At 67.0% G+C, this 21847-nt stretch carries 1 protein-coding gene; it reads left to right on the top strand.

The window, feature by feature from the left end; genetic code table 11:
* Positions 1-4 precede the first annotated feature (4 nt).
* Positions 5-21760 (top strand): non-ribosomal peptide synthase/polyketide synthase, encoded by a 21756-nt coding sequence (locus J2X62_RS00735; protein ID WP_310176267.1) that lies wholly within the window; start codon positions 5-7, stop codon positions 21758-21760.
* The last annotated feature ends 87 nt before the right edge of the window (positions 21761-21847 follow it).

Below are 21847 nucleotides of genomic sequence, written 5' to 3'. Positions count from 1 at the left end.
TTAGATGGCGGTTGGACGTCGACGCGAGGCAGCATTGACGGTCGAGGACCTTCCGCGCTTGGTTCGGAGCGTCGCTGCGGTCGAACCGGACCGCGTGGCGCTCGCGCACCTCGGCACGGAGTTGACCTACGCCCGGTTGGACGAGGAGATCACCACCCTCGACACGGCCATGGGTGGGGTTCTCGGCCCGGACGCGCTAGTCCCGGTCGTGCTGTCCAACACCGTTCCCGGCCTCATCGAGGCCACCGACGGTGGTCTCGACGCCGTGGTCTCGTCGGTGGTCTCCGATGCCGCGACGGTTCTCGGTGACGACGACTCGGCGTCGAGCCCGGCCGAACCCGAGGCAACCACCCTCTACACCCTGTTCGCCGATCAGGCCGAGCGGACACCGGACGCGCCCGCGCTCGTGTTCGGCGGCGAGAGTCGGTCCTATTCCGAGTTCGCAGAGTCGGTCGAACGCCTCGCCCGGGTTCTGATCGAGCGGGGGGTCGGCCCGGATTCGACGGTGGGGCTGTCGATCCGCCGCTCGTTCGATCTGCTGGTGGGTATGTACGCCATCTCGGCAGCCGGTGGTGCCTACGTTCCGTTGGACCCCGAGCACCCGGTGGATCGACTCGCCTACGTCCTCGATACCGCGCGACCGGTTCTGGTGCTCACGACATCGGAGGACCTGCCGCAGTTGCCGGACGGCACGCAGACTCTGCTCGTCGATGCCGTCGACGTCTCCGGCGTGACTGCAGGGCGCATCACCGATGCGGACCGGCTCGGCACCCTCGGCGAAGACGACCTCGCGTACGTCATCTTCACGTCCGGTTCGACCGGGCGGCCGAAGGGCGTGGCGGTGGGCCACCGCGCGATCGTCGCCAATATTTCCTGGCGGCAGCGGGAATACACGATGACCCCGGCCGACGTCGTCTTGCAGAAGACGCCGTTCACGTTCGACGTGTCGGTCTGGGAGTTCTTCTGGCCGTTGCAGATCGGCGCGACACTGGTGATCGCCGAGCCCGACGGGCACCGCGACCCCGCCTATCTCGCCCGCGTCATCGCTGAACACGGCGTGACGGTGACCCACTTCGTACCGTCGATGCTGTCGGTCTACGTTGCCGAACCCACCGCAGCACAGGCCGATTCGCTTCGCATGGTGTTCGCCTCCGGTGAGGCGCTGCCGGCGCGAACCGTCAACGCGTTCCACGCGATCTCCGGTGCCGAGTTGCACAACCTGTACGGTCCCACCGAAGCAGCCGTCGACGTCACGTACTACCGAACCCAGCAGGTGGAGGACGGCTCGGTACCGATCGGTGCTGCCGTCGACGACACCGACCTCTACGTGCTCGACGAGGGTCTGCGGCGCTCACCCCGGGGAGTCGAGGGAGAGCTCTATCTCGCCGGCGTGCAGCTCGCTCGCGGATACCTCGGACGCACGGACCTGACGTCCGATCGATTCGTCGCCGACCCGTTCGGTGAGCCGGGGGACCGGATGTACCGCACCGGCGACCTGGTGCGCCGGCGCGCCGACGGCCAGATCGAGTACATCGGCCGCACCGACTTCCAGGTCAAACTGCGTGGCCTCCGTATCGAACTCGGCGAGATCGAGCAGGCGCTGCTCGCCGAGCCGCAGGTGACCCAGGCTGCAGTACTCGTTCACGCCGACCACTCGCAGGCGCAGTTGGGCGAGCAGCTCGTCGGCTATGTCGTGAGCACCGAGCCCGATATCGATCACGACGGCCTGGCGGATGCGGTGCGTCGGCGCATGCCCGAGTACATGGTGCCGTCGGTGTTCGTCGTGCTGGACGAATTTCCGCTGAACGCCAGCGGCAAGCTGGACCGAAAGGCCTTGCCTGCGCCCGATTTCGCCTCGCTCGTACGCGAATACCGTGCCCCGGGCACCGACACCGAAACGGCCCTGGTGGCAATTTTCGAGACGGTCCTCGGGATGGACCGTATCGGCGTGGACGACGACTTCTTCGTCCTCGGCGGAAACTCGCTCAACGCCACTCGCGTGATCGCGCGAGTCAACGCTGAACTGGGCACAGCAGTGGATGTGCGGTCGTTCTTCGACGCACCGACCGTCGCCGAACTCGCCGCGGCCGTCGATGCCGCAGGCTCGACGCACGCGCGACCTCCGTTGGTGGCGCAGCAGCGGCCCGAACGTGTGCCGCTGTCGCTGGCCCAGCAACGGATGTGGTTCCTCAACCGATTCGAGCCGGACTCGGCTGTCAACAACATCCCGGTCGCAATCGCGTTGAGCGGCGAACTCGATTTCACCGCCCTGCAGGCGGCCTTGATCGACGTGTTGGACCGGCACGAGTCGCTGCGGACGGTCTACCCCGATCACGACGGCATCGGCTTCCAACAAGTACTCGAATCCGATTCGGTGGCAGTGGAATTGGAGCGCGCGACGGCAACCGATGTCGACGTTCCCGCCGTGCTGCTCGAGTTCGCGCTCAGGCCCTTCGATCTGGCGGTACAGCTGCCCTTCCGGGCGGTGCTTCTCGAGACGGCCGAGACCGAGCACGTGCTCGCGTTCGTGGTGCACCACATCGCGGCCGACGGATTCTCGATGGGCCCGCTGACCCGAGACGTGGTTGCCGCATACGTGGCGCGCACCAACGGGCAGCAACCACAGTGGACTCCGCTCGAGGTGCAGTACGCCGACTTCACGCTGTGGCAGAGGGCCGTCCTCGGCAGTGAGGACGATCCGGAATCTCTGATCTCGGCGCAGGAGAACTACTGGCGGCACCGACTCGGCGGCGCACCCGACCAGTTGGAGCTACCCACCGACCGTCCCCGCCCGGCGGTCGCCACGACCAACGGCGGCACGCACACGTTCGAGATCGACGCCGAACTGGTCCGCGCGCTGGAGAAGCTCGGAAGAGATCACAACGCAACGACATTCATGGTCGTGCACGCCGCGCTGGCCGTGCTGTTGGCCAAGCTCGCGGCCGCCGACGACATCAGTATCGGTACGCCGGTCGCCGGCCGTGGAGACGCGGCCCTCGACGACGTCGTCGGCATGTTCGTCAACACACTGGTGCTGCGCACCGAAGTCGATTCACGGACGTCGTTCGACGATCTGCTGCGCGAGATCCGGGAGGTGGACCTCGCTGCGTTCTCGCACGCCGACGTGCCCTTCGAGCGTCTGGTGGACGTGTTGGCCCCGGCGCGCTCGCAGGCACGCCACCCGCTGTTCCAGGTGATGTTGACGTTCCAGAACCTCGATCGAACCTCGGTCGAGCTCCCCGGCCTGACCATCGCAGCGGTCGACTACGAGGCAGACCTGGCAAAGTTCGATCTGCAAGTGACGCTGTGGGATTCGGCACCGGCCGGCTCCGAGCCCGCGGGCCTGACCGTCGCTCTGACCTATGCTGCGGACCTCTTCGACAAACCGACGATGGCTCGATTCGGAGAGCGGTTCGTTCGGGTTCTTCGTGCGATCACCGCAGCGCCCGCTGCAGCCGTCGGAGAGATCGACCTGCTCGACTCGGTCGAGCGGGAGTCGGTGCTGACGTTCGGTTCGGGACCTGCGCACGAGATCACCAGCGGAACAACGTTGGTGGGGCAGTTCGACGGTCGCGTCGAGCAGACCCCCGACGCGCAGGCCCTGGTGTTCGAGGACGTTCGGCTGACGTACGCCGAGCTCGATTCGCGCGCGAACCGCCTGGCGCGGTACCTGGTGTCGGTGGGCGTCGGGACCGATTCGACGGTCGGCCTCGCAGTCGGCCGCAGTATCGAGTTGTTCGTCGGTATGTACGCGATCGTCAAGGCCGGTGCTGCGTACGTACCCATCGACCCGGGTCAGCCGTCGGAGCGCAACGAGTACATCGTGAGCACGGCCTCGCCGGTACGGGTGCTCTCGAGCACCCGAGATCACGTCGAGTTCCCCGGCGTGGAGACGGTGGACATCGACGCCGTGGACGTGTCGGAATTCTCGTCGGCGCCGGTGACCGATGCGGAGCGGACGGCACCGCTGCGGGCAGAGAACCTCGCATACGTCATCTTCACCTCGGGTTCGACGGGTCGGCCGAAGGGCGTCGGCGTATCGCACGCGGCGATCGTCAACCGGTTGTCGTGGATGCAGCACGAGTACCCCCTCGGTCCGCAGGACGTGGTGTTGCAGAAGACACCGGCTACGTTCGACGTGTCGGTGTGGGAGTTCTTCTGGGCCTTCCAGGTCGGCGCATCGGTGGTCGTCGCGGTTCCCGAGGGTCATCGGGATCCGTCGTACCTGCTCGATGTCATTGCACGCGAACATGTCTCGGTAGTGCACTTCGTGCCGTCGATGATGTCGGTGTTCACACCGGAGGCGCTGCGTAGGCCCGACGCGGGAGCGTCGCTGCGTACGGTGTTCGCCTCGGGGGAGGCGCTTGCGCCTGCTACTGCACAGTCGCTGCTCCGCGCACTCCCACAGGTGTCGGTGCACAACCTGTACGGCCCGACCGAAGCTGCTGTCGACGTGACCTATCACGCGGTCTCCGACGCGGACACAGCCGTGGTGCCGATCGGTTCACCGGTGTGGAACACCGATGTGCGCGTTCTGGATTCGTCGTTGCGGCCGGTTCCGGTCGGGGTGTCGGGAGAGCTCTATCTCTCGGGTGTCCAGCTCGCCAGGGGATACGTGAGCCGACCCGATCTGACCGCGGATCGCTTCGTTGCCGATCCGTTCGCGGTCGACGGAGCGCGGATGTACCGAACCGGCGACGTGGTGCGGTGGCTGCCCGCCGGTGAGTTGGAGTACGTGGGGCGGTCCGACTTCCAGGTGAAGTTGCGTGGTCTCCGTATCGAACTCGGCGAAATCGAATCGGCTCTGTTGGATCTTCCCGAGATCGCTCAAGCCGTGGTGCTCGTGCGACGAGAACAACTGGTTGCCTACGTCGTCCCCACCGAAGGCCCGGTCGATGTGGACCGGGTACGCACCGCGCTACGTGGACGTCTGGCCGAGTACATGGTGCCGACCACCGTCGTGGAATTGGCCGAGTTCCCTCTCGGCGGAAGTGGCAAGCTCGATCGAAAAGCGCTGCCCGATCCGGAATTCGAGGCAACGCCCTACCGAGCACCGTCCGATCCGGTCGAAGAGATCGTCGCGAACGTGTTCGGCGCGGTCCTCGGACTCGACCGAGTCGGTGTGGACGACGACTTCTTCGCGCTCGGCGGCAATTCGCTCGTCGCCACTCAGGTCGCCGCACGGCTCGGTGCCGAGCTGGGCACGACGGTGCCCGTCCGAACGATGTTCGAGGCAGGCACGGTGGCAGCCTTGGCTGCTGCGTTGGAAAGCCACGTCGGCCACGGAGTCTCCGCGCCTCTGGTGCCGCAGGAACGCCCCGAACGAATTCCTCTCTCTCTCGCCCAGCAGCGGATGTGGTTCCTCAACCGATTCGAGCCCGAATCGGCGGTCAACAACATCCCCGTGGCGATCCGGCTCACCGGAGCACTCGACACTGCGGCCCTGAACGCAGCGGTCGTCGACGTTCTCGACCGGCACGAAGCACTCCGCACCGTCTACCCGAGTGTGGACGGAGCGGGGCATCAGGTGATCCTGCCTGCCGAATCGGTGGCACCGGACCTGACACCCACCACACCGTCCGCCGACGGTGCGGTGCCCGACCTGATCGCGTTCGCCTCCGAAGGATTCGACGTCACCCGGTCGATTCCCCTGCGCGCGAAACTGTTCCAGGTCACCGACGACGAGTACGTGCTGGTCGTCGTGGTTCATCACATCAGCGCAGACGGGTGGTCCATGGGACCGCTGACCCGCGACGTGATGACGGCTTACCTCGCTCGTGTGGCCGGCGACGCTCCGCAGTGGACGCCGCTGGCGGTGCAGTACGCCGACTTCGCGCTGTGGCAGCGCGCCGTGCTCGGCGACGACGCGGATCCGAGCAGCCTGATGGCAGCACAGGCGGACTACTGGCGTTCGGCCCTGGCGGACCTGCCCAGTGAGCTGACCCTGCCGTACGACCGGCCGCGTCCTGCGGTGCAGTCGTACTCGGGCGGGCGGTTCCAGTTCGACATCGATGCGGATCTGCGTGCCTCGCTCGACGATCTGGCCCGGTCGACCGGAACCACCCTGTTCATGGTGCTCCACGGTGCTCTCGCGCTGTTCCTGGCTCGCATGTCCACCTCGGACGACGTTGCGGTGGGTACCGCCGTCGCAGGCCGCGGCGAGGCCGTCCTGGACGACGTGATCGGCATGTTCGTCAACACCCTGGTGCTCCGCACCTCGGTCGATCGAAGCAAGGGATTCACCGACCTCCTCGGCCACGTCCGGGACGTCGACCTCGATGCATTCGCACACGCGGACATCCCCTTCGAGCGGCTCGTCGATCTGCTCGAACCCGAGCGAACGACGGCCAGGCACCCGCTGTTCCAGGTGGCGATCGCGTTCGAGAACCTGCCGCCGAGCGAATTCCACCTTCCCGATCTGACGGTCTCGGCGGTCGACGTCGAGGTCGACACCGCCAAGTTCGACCTGTCGCTGACGCTGCACGAGAAGGCCGACGGCACCGGTCTGTCCGCCGGTTTCCTCTACGCGCGAGACCTGTTCGACGAGAACACGATCGAGGTGTTCTCGCGACGTTTCCGCTGGCTGCTCGAAGCGATCGTGGCGACACCGAACACCCCGGTGGGCGATCTGTCCATCCTCTACGACGACGAATACGACCGGCTCACCCACGTCCACGGTGACGACGTGTTGGCCGGCGGCACTCTGGCCGAGATCTTCGCTGCCGGAGCCGCACTCGACCCGTCGGCGACCGCGATTCGCTACGAGGGCCGCTCGATCTCGTACGCCGAACTCGATGCGACGTCCTCGCAGCTCGCCCGGGTGCTCATCGAGCGCGGGGCCGGCCCCGAATCCGTTGTGGCTCTGGGGTTCCAACGCTCCTACTTCATGGTGCTCGCGGTCTGGGCAGTGGCGAAATCGGGGGCCGCGCACCTACCCGTCGACCCAACGTATCCGCAGGATCGCGTCGCCCACATGGTCTCGGACTCCGAGGCCCTACTGGGCCTGACCACCCGGGCACACTCGGATCGGCTCGCCGGCGGACAGCAGGACCTGACCTGGCTGAGCGTCGACGACGACGAGTTCGTGGCCGAGGTCCGCACCCGCTCTGCCGACCCGGTCACCGACGCCGACCGCCTGCGACCCGTCACGTTCCAGAACCCCGCCTACGTCATCTACACCTCGGGCTCGACGGGCAAGCCGAAGGGCGTTGTCGTCACGCACGCCGGACTCGGCGGCGTCCTCGACGCAGCAACCGATCTCTATCACCTGAAACCGGCCTCGCGGTTCCTCCACGTCTGCTCGCCGAACTTCGATCCGTCGGTTCTGGAGTGGATGGCGGCGTTCTCCGTCGGCGCGACGTTGGTAGTGGTACCCGCATCGATTCTCGGCGGCACCGAACTGGCCGAATTGTTGAAGGCGGAGAGGGTCACTCACACGATCATCACGCCCGCGGTGCTCGGCACGATGGATCCCCACGGGATCGATTCGCTCGAGGTGCTCTCGGTGGGCGGCGACGTGACCACTCCCGAACTGCTCGCCCGCTGGGCAGGGGACCGGAAGTACTTCAACGGGTACGGACCGACCGAGACCACGATCATCTCCAGCTTCGCCGAGTTGACGCCCGGCGAGCCGATCACCATCGGTCGACCGATTCACGGCATGTCCGTGCTCATCCTCGATTCCAGGCTCGAACCGGTTCCGACCGGTGTCGCGGGTGACCTGTATCTGTCGGGCGGTGCGCTCGCTCGCGGCTATCTCGGTAGGCCGAGTCTGTCCTCCGAGCGCTTCGTGGCCAACCCGTACGGCATCGACGGCGCACGGATGTACCGCACCGGCGACGTCGTGCGATGGACGGACGACCTGCAGCTGCAGTTCGTCGGCCGCACCGACTTCCAGGTCAAGGTGCGCGGGTTCCGTATCGAGCTCGGCGAGATCGACTCCGCGCTCACCGCTGTTCCCGAGGTCGACTTCGCCGTCACACTCGGACACGAACTGCCCTCGGGTGTCACCACCCTCGTGTCCTACGTGCTGCCGACGCGTGGTTCCGTCGTCGACGTCGAGGAGCTGACCGCCTTCGTCGGAAAATCATTGCCCGCCTACATGATCCCGTCGTCGATCATCGTTCTCGACACCGTTCCACTGACCTCGGTGGGCAAGTTGGATCGCGCCGCGCTTCCCGCACCCGTGTTCGAGGCCCGGGAATTCCGCGCACCCACCACCGCGGTCGAAGAGATCGTCGCCGGAGTGTTCGCCGACGTCCTGCACCTCGAGCGAGTGGGACTGGACGACGACTTCTTCGCCCTGGGCGGTAACTCGTTGATCGCCACCCAGGTGGTCTCGCGGCTCGGCGCGGCCCTGGACACGGTGGTCCCGGTGCGGGCGCTGTTCGAGAGCTCGACCGTGGCCGCACTGGTGGCGCACGTGGAGAGTGCTGTCGGTTCGGGCGGGCGCGCTGCACTCGTGGCGGGTCCGCGTCCCGAGCACCCGCCGCTCTCGCCTGCGCAGCAGCGGTACTGGTTCCTCAACCAGTTCGACACGACGTCGTCGGTGGACAACATTCCGTTCGCCGTGCGGTTGTCGGGTGAGCTCGACGTCGCTGCGCTGCAGTCGGCGGTGCGTGATGTCGTCGAGCGACACGAGTCTCTTCGTACCCGGTACCCGGACTCGGCACAGGGCCCGTTCCAGCAGGTGTTGCCGGCGTCCGAGGTACCGATGGACCTCGCCGTCCGAGACGTGGCCGGTGTAAACGTCGTTGCCGCCGTGACCGAATTCTTTGCGCGGGGCTTCGACGTCACCGTCGAGGTGCCGGTCGACGCGCGCGTGTTCCGCGTCGACGAGAACGAGCACGTCCTGGCCTTCGTCGTCCACCACGTGTCGGCCGACGGCGCGTCGATGGGCCCGCTGGCCGTCGACGTCATGACCGCATACACCGCGAGATCTGCAGGGACGGCTCCGGACTGGGAGCCACTCGAGGTGCAGTACGTCGACTTCGCGCTGTGGCAGCGAACCGTACTCGGCACCGAATCGGATCCCGATTCGGTTGCAGCGCAGCAGGTGTCGTTCTGGAAGGATACGCTCGCCGAGCTGCCGGATCAGCTGGTGCTGCCCACCGATCGCCCGCGCCCGCCTGCGCAGAGTTTCCGTGGCGATGCCGTGCGGTTCACCGTCGACGCCGGCACGCACGCTGCTCTCGCCGAACTCGGACGTACCGAGCAGGCAACGTTGTTCATGGTGGTGCACTCGGCATTCGCGGTGTTGCTCGCACGCCTGTCCGGTTCCGAGGACATCGCGGTCGGAACGCCCATCGCCGGCCGCGGTGAGCGGGCTCTGGACTCGATGATCGGTATGTTCGTCAACACCCTGGTCTTCCGGTCGTCGGTCGAATCGTCGATGAACTTCCGCCAGTTGCTCGCTCAGGCCCGAGAGCGGGACCTGGCCGCGTTCGCGCACTCCGACGTTCCGTTCGAGCGTCTCGTGGAGGTGCTGAACCCGGTGCGGTCGACGGCACGCAACCCGTTGTTCCAGGTAGGCCTGTCCTTCCAGAACCTTGCCGAGTCGACGTTCGAGCTGCCGGGTCTGACGGTGAGTGCCGTCGAGGCGGATGCGGTGACTGCGAAAACCGATCTGCAACTGTCGATCTCGGACCGCTACGCCCCGGACGGCTCGCCTGCGGAACTGTCGGCCGAATTCAGTTATGCCACCGATCTTTTCGATCGCGCCACGATCGAAGGTTTTGCCGACCGGTTCGTTCGCCTCCTCGCCGCCGTGGCCGAGGACCCGTCGTCCGTCGTCGGCGATCTCGAGCTGCTCTCGCCCGAGGAACGCACCCGGATCGTCCGCACGTGGAACGACACCGATCACGATGTCGATGCGTCGCAGTCGCTGGTATCGCTGTTCGATCGACAGGTGCAGGCGCAGCCCGACGCGGTCGCGGTGGTCCATGCCGGTCAGTCACTGTCGTACGGCGAGTTCGATCGTCGAATCAACCGGTTGGCCCGCGTCCTGATCGGTGCCGGTGTCGGCCCGCAGGTGACGGTTGCTCTGGCTATCAGGCGCTCGGTGGATCTGCTCGTCGCGATGTATGCCGTCGCCAAGGCGGGTGGGGCGTACGTGCCCGTCGATCCGGATCAGCCGGCGGACCGCAACGCCTACATCCTGGAGGTAGCTGCTCCCGCTCTGGTCCTGAGTACTGCGCGGGACGGTGTCGATGTCGACTCGGTTCCGGTGCTGTTGGTCGACACCGATCCGCGAGTGCTCGACGCAGAGGTCTCGGACGCGCCCGTCACCGACAGTGAGCGCACCTCGCCGCTGCGGCCTGCGAACACCGCGTACGTCATCTTCACGTCCGGATCCACCGGCCGCCCCAAGGGTGTCGCGGTGAGTCATGCCGCCATCGTCAACCAATTGCTGTGGCAGAGCGCCCATTACGGACTGGGCAGCACCGACCGAGTACTGCTCAAGACCGCGGCCACCTTCGACCTGTCCGTGTGGGAGTTCTGGGTCGCCACCGTCTCCGGTGGTGCGATCGTCGTGGCCGACGCCGAGGGCCACCGCGATCCCGCCTACCTCGTCGATCTGATGAACCGGGAATCGGTGACGACACTGCACACCGTGCCGTCCGTGCTCGACGCGCTGGTCACGGCGTCGGCGGGCACCCTGCCCGAACCCCTGACGCGGATCCTGGCGATCGGCGAAGCACTGCCGGTCGCCACGGCCGAGCGCGCGCTGCGCAGTTCGGCTGCGCGACTGGACAACCTGTACGGACCGACCGAGGCCGCGGTCTCGGTGACTTCGCATCGGGTGACGACCGTCGACGGCACCACGGTTCCGATCGGTGGCCCGGAGTGGAACACCCGTGTCTACGTGCTGGATTCGCGTCTGGCTCCCGTTCCGGTCGGCGTCGCAGGTGAGCTCTACCTCGCGGGGGCGCAGCTGGCCGACGGGTACTTCGCGCGGCCGGATCTGAGCGCCGAGCGATTCGTCGCGGACCCGTTCACCCCCGGCGGCCGCCTGTACCGCACCGGTGACCTCGTATCCTGGCGCGCCGACGGCGAATTGGAGTACGTCGGGCGCACCGACTTCCAGGTGAAGATTCGCGGTTTCCGTATCGAGCTCGGCGACATCGATGCCGCTCTCGGATCGCTCGACGAGATTCGCGACGTCGCCGTGATCGCTCTCGCGGACACGGGATCAGGCGCGCGGCTCGTGGCCTACCTCGTGCCCGCCGATGGGGTGACGCTGGATCAGGACGGCATCCGTCGTGCACTCGCCGAACGTCTGCCGTCGTACATGATCCCGGCGGCCTTCGTCGTGCTCGAGGCTCTTCCTCGAGGCGTCAACGGAAAGCTGGATCGACAGGCGCTCCCCGAACCGCAGTTCGAGACAGCCGAATTCCGCGCGCCGACCAATCCGGTGGAAGGGGCCGTCGCGGCGGTCTTCGCCGAGGTACTCGCTGTGGAGCGCGTGGGTCTGGACGACGACTTCTTTGCGCTCGGCGGTAACTCGCTCATCGCCACTCAGGTGGTCTCCCGGCTGGGGGCGGCGCTCGATACTCAGGTACCTGTCCGCTCGATCTTCGAGTCTCCGACGGTGCAGTCGCTCGCACGTGCGATCGAGTCCGAGGTGGGTACCGGTGCGCGCCGGGCACTGACGGCTCGAACACGACCGGACTCGGTGCCGCTGTCGATGGCCCAGCAGCGCATGTGGTTCCTGAGCCAATTCGATCCGACCTCCGCCGTGAACAACATCCCGGTCGCAATTCGGTTGTCCGGCAGCATCGATGTCGATGCACTCACCAACGCCGTGCACGACGTGCTGGCACGGCACGAAATTCTGCGCACCGTGTACCCGGAGGTCGACGGACGAGGCCATCAGGTGGTACTCGGTACCGCGGAGGCCGGCGTGACGGTTGTCGTCGACGACGTCGACGAGAGTTCGATCGAGCAGGCCCTGCGCGACTTCGTGTCCGCGGGATTCGACGTGACCCGAGCTGTTCCGGTCCGAATCCGGATCCTGCGGGTCAGCGAGACCGAGCACGTACTGGCCTTCGTCGCCCACCACATCGCCGCGGACGGGTTCTCGATGGGACCCCTGACGCGCGACGTCATGGTGGCCTACACCGCCCGTGCCGCGGGGGAGAACCCGCAGTGGGCACCACTCCCGGTGCAGTACGCGGACTACGCGTTGTGGCAACGCGAGGTACTCGGTTCCGAGGACGACCCGGATTCGCCGTTGGCGAAGCAGCTCGCCTACTGGACGACGGCTCTGGCCGGTGCCCCGGCACAGCTCGACCTCGCGACCGACCGGCCGCGTCCGGCGGTGGCGTCGTATCGCGGTGCGGCATACAACTTCTCGATCGACGAGGCTCTGCAGTCGAACATCGCTCGCGCTGCCCGCGCCAACAACGCCACGAACTTCATGGTGGTCCACACCGCGCTCGCGGTGCTCCTCGGCGCGATGGCGGGTACCGACGACGTGACGATCGGAACCCCGGTCGCCGGCCGCGGTGACGCCGATCTGGACGAGCTCGTCGGCATGTTCGTCAACACGCTCGCCCTGCGTACCGCGGTGCACCCCGCGGCAACGTTGCGCGAGCAACTCGCCGCAGTTCGCGAGGCCGACCTGGGAGCCTTCGGGCACGCCGACGTGCCGTTCGAGCGGCTCGTCGACGAGCTGGCCCCGGACCGATCACAGGCTCGCCACCCGATCTTCCAGGTCATGCTGACGTTCCAGAACCTGAACCGCCAGACGTTGGCCCTGCCGGGGTTGAGTGTCGAGGGCATCGATCTGGGTAGCGCGTTCGCGAAATTCGACCTGCAGGTGACGCTCTGGGAGAACACGGACGACCGCGGTGCTCCCGCCGGAATCGACGTGCAGTTCGACTACGCCACAGATCTATTCGAAGAATCCAGCATGGCCTCCCTCGGGCGACGGCTCGTCCGGGTACTGCACGCGCTGACCGACGCACCGGACGGAGTCGTCGGCGACATCGACATCCTCGAGGAAGGCGAACGTACCCGCGTCCTCGAGGACTGGAACGCCACCGCGCACGAGGTGGCTCCCGGTGCAACTCTGGTGTCGCTGTTCGAGTCCCGAGTTGCCGAGTCCCCGGACAACACCGCCACGAGCTTCCTCGACGATCGGGTGACGTACCGCGAATTCTCCGAGCGGGTCAACGCGCTCGCGCGTCTGCTCATCGCCGAGGGAGTCGGCCCGGAAACCGTGGTGGCGACGGCCATGCGCCGCTCCATCGACATGCTGGCGGGTATCTACGCCGTGCTCGCCGCCGGTGGTGCCTACGTTCCGGTCGACCCGGATCTACCGGCCGAACGAATCGGCTACATCCTGGACACGGCGGCACCCGTGGTGCTGCTCACGACCGAGCGCGACGGTACAGATCTCGTGACCGACGCCGCCAGAATCCTGGTCGACACCGTCGACACGACAGGTCTGTCCACGGCACCGGTGACCGATGCCGAGCGAACCGCACCGCTGCGACCGGCGGACACCGCGTACGTCATCTTCACCTCCGGCTCCACCGGTCGCCCCAAAGGCGTTGCGGTCAGCCACGAGGCCATCGTCAACCGTCTGCTGTGGATGCAGGCCGAATACCGTCTCGCCGAGCAGGACAAGGTGTTGCAGAAGACGCCGGTCACGTTCGACGTGTCGGTGTGGGAGCTGTTCTGGCCGTTGCAGATCGGTGCCGAACTAGTCATCGCGGTGCCCGACGGCCACCGAGATCCGGCATATCTGGTGAGCACCGTCGCCGAACGCGGCGTCACGGTCGCGCACTTCGTGCCGTCGTTGCTGGCCGTGTTCGCCGCTGCGGACGGTGTGTCGAACTGCACCGGCCTGCGTGCGGTGTTCGCCTCCGGTGAGGCACTGCCTGCATCGGTTGCCTCGGCCCTGCGCACTGCACTGCCCGCCACCGAGCTGCACAACCTCTACGGGCCGACCGAGGCCGCTGTCGACGTCACGTATCACCATGTCCTGCCGTCGGACACCGTGTCGGTTCCCATCGGTGCACCGGTGTGGAACACGAGGGTGACCGTGCTCGATGCGCGACTGCACCCCGTGCCCGTCGGGGTGCCCGGGGAGCTGTATCTTGCGGGGCGTCAACTGGCCCGCGGATACCTCGGCCGCCCGGACCTGACCGCCGACCGGTTCGTCGCCGACCCGCACGGCAGTGCCGGCTCGCGGATGTACCGCACCGGAGACCTGGTGCGGTGGAGGCGCGACGGTGAACTCGAGTACCTCGGCCGCACCGACTTCCAGGTCAAACTCCGAGGCCTGCGGATCGAGCTCGGCGAGATCGAAGCTGCGCTGACTGCAGATCCGTCGGTCGACCAAGCCGTCGTTCTCGTGCGCCGGACGCCGTCGGCAGGTGAACTACTGGTCGGCTACGTCGTTCCTGTCGCCGGGGAGACGATCGACACCACAGCGGTCACCGCCTCGGTTGCGACCCTGGTTCCGGAATACATGGTTCCGGCCGGGCTCATCGTGCTCGATGCCCTGCCACTCGGGCCGAACGGCAAGCTGGACCGCAGAGCACTACCCGAACCGGAATTCGGCAGCGATGCCGAATTCCGCACCGCGACAACCGACACCGAACGCATCATTGCCGAGGTCTTCGCAGACGTCCTCGGCCTCGACGCCGTCGGGGTCGACGATTCGTTCTTCGCGCTCGGCGGCGACAGCATCGTCTCGATTCAGCTCGTCTCTCGCGCCAAGGCCAGGGGAATTCAGTTCGGGCCGCGAGATGTGTTCGAGCGCAAGACCGTTGCCGGTCTCGCCGAGGTCGCCGTGATCGTCGGTGAGGGCAGCGACGCGGTCGTGCTCGAGGAACTCGACGGCGGCGGTGTCGGTTGGATGCCGCTGCCCCCGTTCGGTGTAGCGATGATCGAGCGCGGCGGCGGGTGGTCACGCTTCCATCAGGCCGTCACACTGGAGCTGCCGATCGGTATCGACCGAGCCGGGATTCTCGCCACGGTGACTGCAGTGGTCGACCGACACGACGTGCTGCGGTCCACCCTGGTGCACGACGACCGCGGCTGGGGCCTCGAGGTTGTGGGCACCGGAGCCGTCGATGTGGATGCACTGCTCACCCGGGCCAATACCGATTCGGCTGCAACAGTATTCGACGATGCGGTGGGAACGCTCGACCCCACGGCCGGTCGCATGCTCGCCCTCGTCTGGGTCGACCGAGGACCCGAGGTGCCGGGCACGCTGACCGTCGCGGCGCACCACCTCGTGATCGACGGAGTGTCGTGGCGAATCCTGGTCCCCGACTTCGTCTCCGCCTGGGCTCAGGTGTCCGGGGGAGTGACCCCGAGCCTCCCCGAGGTCGGGACCTCGATGCGGCGTTGGACCCATGCACTGGTCGACGCGGCAGCGAGCGAGGCGCGGCTGGCCGAATTGCCGCTGTGGCGTTCGATCGCCGACACCGAGGACCCCGTGCTGGGCAACCGCCCCTTCGATCCCGCGGTCGATGTCGTGGCGACGCTCGAACGGGTGAACATCGAACTGACACCCGACGTCACGCGCACGTTGCTGACCACCGTTCCGGAGATCTTCCGCGGCGGAGTGGGCGACGGGTTGCTGGCCGGGCTCGCCTTGGCCGTCACGAGACTGCGGTCCGAGCGCGGCATCACTGCACCGGCAACACTCGTGCAGCTCGAAGGCCACGGCCGCGAGGAAGCGGTGGTTCCCGGAGCTGATCTGGGACGGACCGTCGGCTGGCTGACCAGCCTGTTCCCCGCTCGCCTCGACCTGACCGGGATCGACGTCGATGCTGCGTTCGCGGGAGGGTCGCAGCTCGGCGATGCAGTGAAGGCAGTCAAGGAGCAGATGCTGGCGCTGCCCGATCGAGGCATGGGCTGGGGACTGCTCCGCTACCTGAACTCGGAGACCGCTGCGGAACTGGCCGAACTCGGCACCGGACAGATCAGCTTCAACTACCTGGGCCGGGTCGACGCCGGCGAGGTCCCGGACGAGATGAAGTCGCTCGGCTGGTTGCCGGCCGCCGACGGTGAGCTCTCCGCGCCCGGTGACGCCGACATGGCCGCGAACAAGACCGTCGACATCAACGCCATCGTGCTCGACACCGACGAGGGCGGGGTCCTGAGCGCCAGTTTCGCGTTCCCGACCGGAGCCGTGTCCGCGGACACGGTCGAGCGTCTCGCCGGGCTGTGGTCCGAGGCGTTGTCGGCGCTGGCCTCGTACGCCGAGGTACCCGGCTCGGGTGGCCTGACCCCGTCGGACGTGCCTCTGGTGGCGCTGTCGCAGGCCGACATCGCGTCGTTCGAGGCGCGTTACCCACAGCTGACCGACATCTGGTCGCTGTCACCGTTGCAGCAAGGACTGCTGTTCCACGCGTTGTTCGCCGATGCGTCGATCGACGTCTACACCATGCAGGTCGTACTCGACCTGGCCGGCGAGGTGGACGCCGAACGGTTGCATCACGCTGCCCAGACGTTGCTGGACCGGTACGACAATCTGCGTACCTCGTTCACCGCGACCGCGGACGGCGAGACGGTGCAGATCGTCCATCAGGACGTCGTGTTGCCCTGGTCGACGATGGACCTCTCGCACCTCGACGAGCCGGAACGCGGCACTGCCGTCGCCGACGCTCTGGCGGCCGAGCAACGACGACACTTCGACGTCTCCACCGCACCGCTGCTGCGTTTCGTCCTGGTGCGGATCACCCCGACCACCTACAAGCTCGCGATGACCAATCATCACGTGTTGCTCGACGGCTGGTCTCTGCCGCTGGTGATGAAGGAACTGTTGTACCTGTACGCCGCTCGGGGTTCCACCGCGTCGATGCCGAGGGTTCGCTCGTACCGCTCGTACTTGGCCTGGCTGAACCAACAGGACCCGGCCGCATCTCTCGGTGCGTGGACCACCGCGCTTGCCGGAGTCGAGGAGCCGACGTTCGTCGCACCGCCGAGTGTCGGACGAGAGATCTCCGCACGCTCGGCCGAGGCGGAGCACTTCGTCGATCCCGAGACCACCGCGTCGCTCGTCGCGCTCGGTGGCAGACTGGGCGTCACCGTCAACACGCTGGTGCAAGCGGCGTACGGCCTGCTGATCGCACACATCACCGGCCGTACCGATGTCGTGTTCGGGGCCACGGTCTCCGGTCGTCCCGCTGCTCTCGCGGGCGTCGAGTCCATGATCGGGCTGTTCATCAACACCATCCCGGTGCGGGTGCGATTCGATCCCGCCGACACGGTGGAGAACTACCTGGTCCGGATTCAGGGTGAACAAGCAGACCTGCTCGACCACCATCACATGGGACTCGTCGACATCCAACGGGCGATCGGCATGGGAAATCTGTTCGACACCCTCACCATCTTCGAGTCCTACCCGGTGGACGAAGCCGAGCTGACGCAGCAGGCGGCAGCGATCGACGGTATGACCGTCGAGTCGGTGAGCTCGAACGACAACACCCACTACCCACTGACGTTGTTGGTCGTGGCCGAGGATCGAATCTCGTTCACGCTCAAGTACATCAGCGATCTGTTCGACGCTGCGTACGTCGACTCCATCCTGTCCCGGCTGGTCGGTGTTCTCGAGACCTTCGTCTCCGACACCACTGCGGCGGTCGGCGATATCGATCTGCTCGGCTCGGCAGAACGAACCCGCGTGATCGAGACCTGGAACGACACCGCGCACGAGGTCGACGCAGGCATCATGTTGACCGCGCCGTTCCGGGCTCGGGTTGCGGAGAACCCGGACGCCACGGCCGTGCTCTACGAGGGCACCGCAGTGACCTACGCCGAGTTCTCGGAGCGGGTCAACCGTCTTGCCCGACACCTGATTTCGCTCGGCGTCGGCCCGCAGTCGCTCGTCGCTCTCGGCATGAGGCGAGGCATCGATCTGATGGTCGGCATGTACGCCGTCCTGGAAGCCGGCGGCGCATACGTACCCATCGATCCGGACCACCCGACCGAGCGCATCGAGTACATCCTCGACACCGCGGTGCCCGTCGCCGTTCTCTCGACCAGCCACGATCGGACGGGACTGCCGGAACGGTTCCCGATTCTCGAACTGGACACCCTCGATCTCTCGTACTACCCGGCAGTCGCCGTGGCAGACGCCGACCGACTGGCACCGGTACGCCCGGAGAACACCGCCTACGTCATCTTCACGTCCGGCTCGACCGGGCGGCCCAAGGGCGTCGCGGTGCCGCACCGCGCGATCGTCAACGAGATGGCGTGGATGATCGACCAGTACTCGCTCGACGAGAACGACGTCTACCTGCAGAAGACGGCGACGACGTTCGACGTGTCGCTGTGGGGCTTCTTCCTCCCACTGCAGGTCGGTGCGAGCGTCGTCCTCGCCACCCCCGACGGCCACCGCGACCCGGCGTACGTCGCGGAGCGCATCGCCCGGCACGGCGTCACCGTCACGGACTTCGTGCCGTCGATGCTCACGGTGTTCGCCGCGTACGCCACCGAGGAGCAGTGCCGGTCCCTGCGACACGTCTATGTGGTGGGTGAGGCACTGCCCCCGGAGACGGTGACGGATTTCCGTGCGATCACCTCTGCCGGGATCCACAACCTGTACGGCCCCACCGAAGCCGCAGTGACGGTGACCTATTGGGAGACGTCCACCGAGGAGGGCGCGACCGTCCCCATCGGAGCGCCGGAATGGAACACCCAGGCCTACGTTCTGGACAGCAGGCTGCATCCGGTTGCCGCAGGGACCGCGGGTGAGCTGTATCTGGCCGGAACGCAGCTCGCCGACGGATACCTCGGGCGCGTCGACCTGACGATGGACCGCTTCGTCGCGAACCCGTTCTCGGCTGCCGGCGAGCGCATGTATCGCACCGGAGACCTCGTCCGATGGCGATCGGGGCCGGGCGCTGCAGGCGTCCTGGAGTACATCGGCCGCACCGATTTCCAGGTCAAGTTCCGTGGCCAGCGGATCGAGCTCGGTGAGATCGAGACCGCACTGTTGGCCCATCCCGACGTCAACCAGGCCACGGCCGTGGTGGCGACCACCGGTGCCGGCGACCAGCTCGTCGGATACGTGGTGCCTGCGCCGGGTAGAACGCTGGACCCGGCCGAGGTACGCACCTTCGTCGGCGGCGCTCTGCCGAAGTACATGGTGCCGGCAACGGTGATGGTGCTCGCGGAATTCCCGCTGAACACCAGCGGCAAGCTGGATCGAAAAGCACTGCCGGAGCCGGTGTTCGAGGTTCGCGAGTTCCGCGCTCCCGCAACGCCGGTCGAGGAGATCGTGGCGGAGATCTACGCGGAGCTGCTCGGCGTGCAGCGGGTCGGATCGGACGACGACTTCTTCGATCTCGGTGGTAACTCGCTGATCGCCACAAGAGTGGCGGCACGGGTGTCGGCTGCGCTCGGGAAGAAGGTCGGTGTCCGAGACCTGTTCGAGGCCTCGACGGTCTCGGCACTCGCAGCGCGCGCCGAATCACGCATCGACGACGCGAACGATATGCCGCTGCGTCGCCGACCGGCCGGACAGACCGTTCCGTTGTCGCTCGCGCAACAGCGCATGTGGGTACTGAACCGACTCGACCCCGAGTCCGGGGCATACAACATGCCGCTGGCGCTCCGTCTGCGCGGCGAGCTGGATGTCGCGGCACTGCAGAGCGCCGTGTCCAGCACCGTGGAACGCCACGAGGCGCTGCGCACGCGCTACCCGGAAGATGCGAACGGTTCGCCGTACCAGGAGTTCGTCGACGCCGGATCGGTCGTACCCGATCTGACTCCCATCGACGCGACCGACGACTCCGACACCGCCGAACGGATTCGCGCACTCGTCTACGAGGGCTTCGACGTCACCGTCGCACCCCCGGTCCGGGGAGCACTGTTCCGCTTCGGCCCGGACGAGTACGTCTTCGTCATCGTGATGCACCACATCAGCGGAGACGGCGCATCGATGGCACCACTGGCCCGTGACGTCATGACTGCGTACCTCGCTGCCGCGTCGGGGACCGACTACACGCCCGAGCCGCTGACGGTGCAGTACGCGGACTTTGCGGTATGGCAGCGGCAGGTGTTGGGCTCGGACAGCGACCCCACGTCGATTCTGTCGCAGCAGTTGGCCTTCTGGGCGGACGAGCTCAGCGGGATCACCCCGGTCGTGTCGTTGCCGTGGGATCGGCCGCGAGCGGCTACCGCGAACCTGCGTGGAGCCAGTGTGAGTGTCGAGCTGGACGAGTCGGTACACACCGGGCTCGCCGCGATCGCGCGCGAGAACAACGCGACTCTGTTCATGGTGTTGCACGCGGTCCTCGGGGTGCTGTTGTCGCGGATGAGCGGCTCCCGCAGCTTCGCCGTCGGCACGCCCATCGCCGGGCGCGGGCACGAGGCGCTCGACGGACTGGTGGGCATGTTCGTCAACACGTTGGCGCTGCGCACGGACGTGGACCCGGATGCGACGTTCGCAGAGCTGCTGACCGCTCTACGCGAGACCGACCTGCGGGCCTTCGCGAATTCGGACGTCCCGTTCGAGCGGGTCGTCGACACCATCGCACCGGACCGGAACGCCGGGTACACCCCGCTGTTCCAGACGGTCCTGTCGGTGGAGCCCCACGGCGAGGCGCGCTTCGAGCTGCCGAACCTGGTGGTCGAACCCGTCAGCGGCTTCGAGCCGACGGCGAAATTCGACCTGCAGGTCACGGTGGAGACCCAGCACGCCGACGGGAACAGCGGCACCGGAACCCTGAACGTCGAATGGGTGTATGCCGCCGATCTGTTCGACGAGTCCACGGTCGCGTCGCTGGCGGAGCGATTCGCACGCATCGCCGGTGCTGTGGCGGCAACACCAGCGGTCGTCGTCGGCGACATCGACGTGCTCGACGCCGCCGAGCGGGCGGCACTGACCGAGACCCCGCAGACCGCTGACTCCACCGCGGCACCGGTTCGGTCGGACCTGACCCTGCCGCAGGTACTCACCTCGACGGTGGACGCAGATCCCGACGCGCCCGCGTTGTCGTCGGACGGTGTCGAGACCACCTACCGTCAGCTCGACGAACAGTCCTCACGGATGGCTCGGGTACTGATCGAACGTGGCGTCCGAACCGGAGTCGTCGTCGCCGTCTTCGTCACCGACGCTGTTGCGGCAGCCGTGACGCAGTGGGCGGTGGCCAAGGCAGGCGGAGCTGTGGCTCCGATCGCCCCGTCGAACTCTTCGGACGCTCTGGAGCGGGCAGGCGCGTCCGTCCTCGTCCTGGACGGTGACGACGCGCCGAGCTGGGCCGGGTCCGTCACGACCATCCACCTCGGGCATCCGGACGTCGTCGACGCCATTGCCGCGAGTTCTGGGCGGCCGGTGACGTATTCGGACAGAACGGCGGTTCTGGGACCCGACAGCCCAGCGTTGGTCGTGGTCGAAAACGGCACTGCGATCGACCACGGAACACTCGCAGCACTGGCGACGAGCGCAGTGGCGGAGTGGGCCGTGGCCTTCGATTCGCGGCTGGCCGTCCCCACCCGGTTCGATTCCGGTGCAGCAGTTCTGGCCGGTGTGGTCGCCGTGACGGCAGGTGCAGCCCTGGTGACCGATCGGGCGGAGTCCGCCGAGGACGCCGCCGATATCGTGTCCGCAGAATGGGTCACCCATGCGTTCCTTGCCTCAGCAGACATCGCCGCGGTCGATCGACTGCAACCCGAGGACATCGAGGACCTCGTTGCGATCGTGTCGGTCGACGGTGACGGTGCCGAGATGAGCGGTGTCGACATTCCGGTGCATCGTCTGCCCGGGTCGATAGGAACCGCCGCCCGATAAGGTGAGGCGAACTGCAACGCTCGCCGCGTCGTGGACGATGAACGGTCGGATCGGCCGACGCGTCGTCCACGACCGAGCGCGGGGCAA

The organism is Rhodococcus sp. 3258, assembly GCF_031456475.1.
Taxonomy (GTDB): Bacteria; Actinomycetota; Actinomycetes; order Mycobacteriales; family Mycobacteriaceae; genus Rhodococcoides; species Rhodococcoides fascians.
Note: the sequence above shows the minus strand (reverse complement) of the source record. Positions and strands in the feature narration are given on the sequence as shown.

Excerpts from the sequence above, each read along its gene's own strand:
- J2X62_RS00735 (WP_310176267.1), top strand. The coding sequence starts at position 5 with ATGGCGGTTGGACGTCGACGCGAGGCAGCATTGACGGTCGAGGACCTT.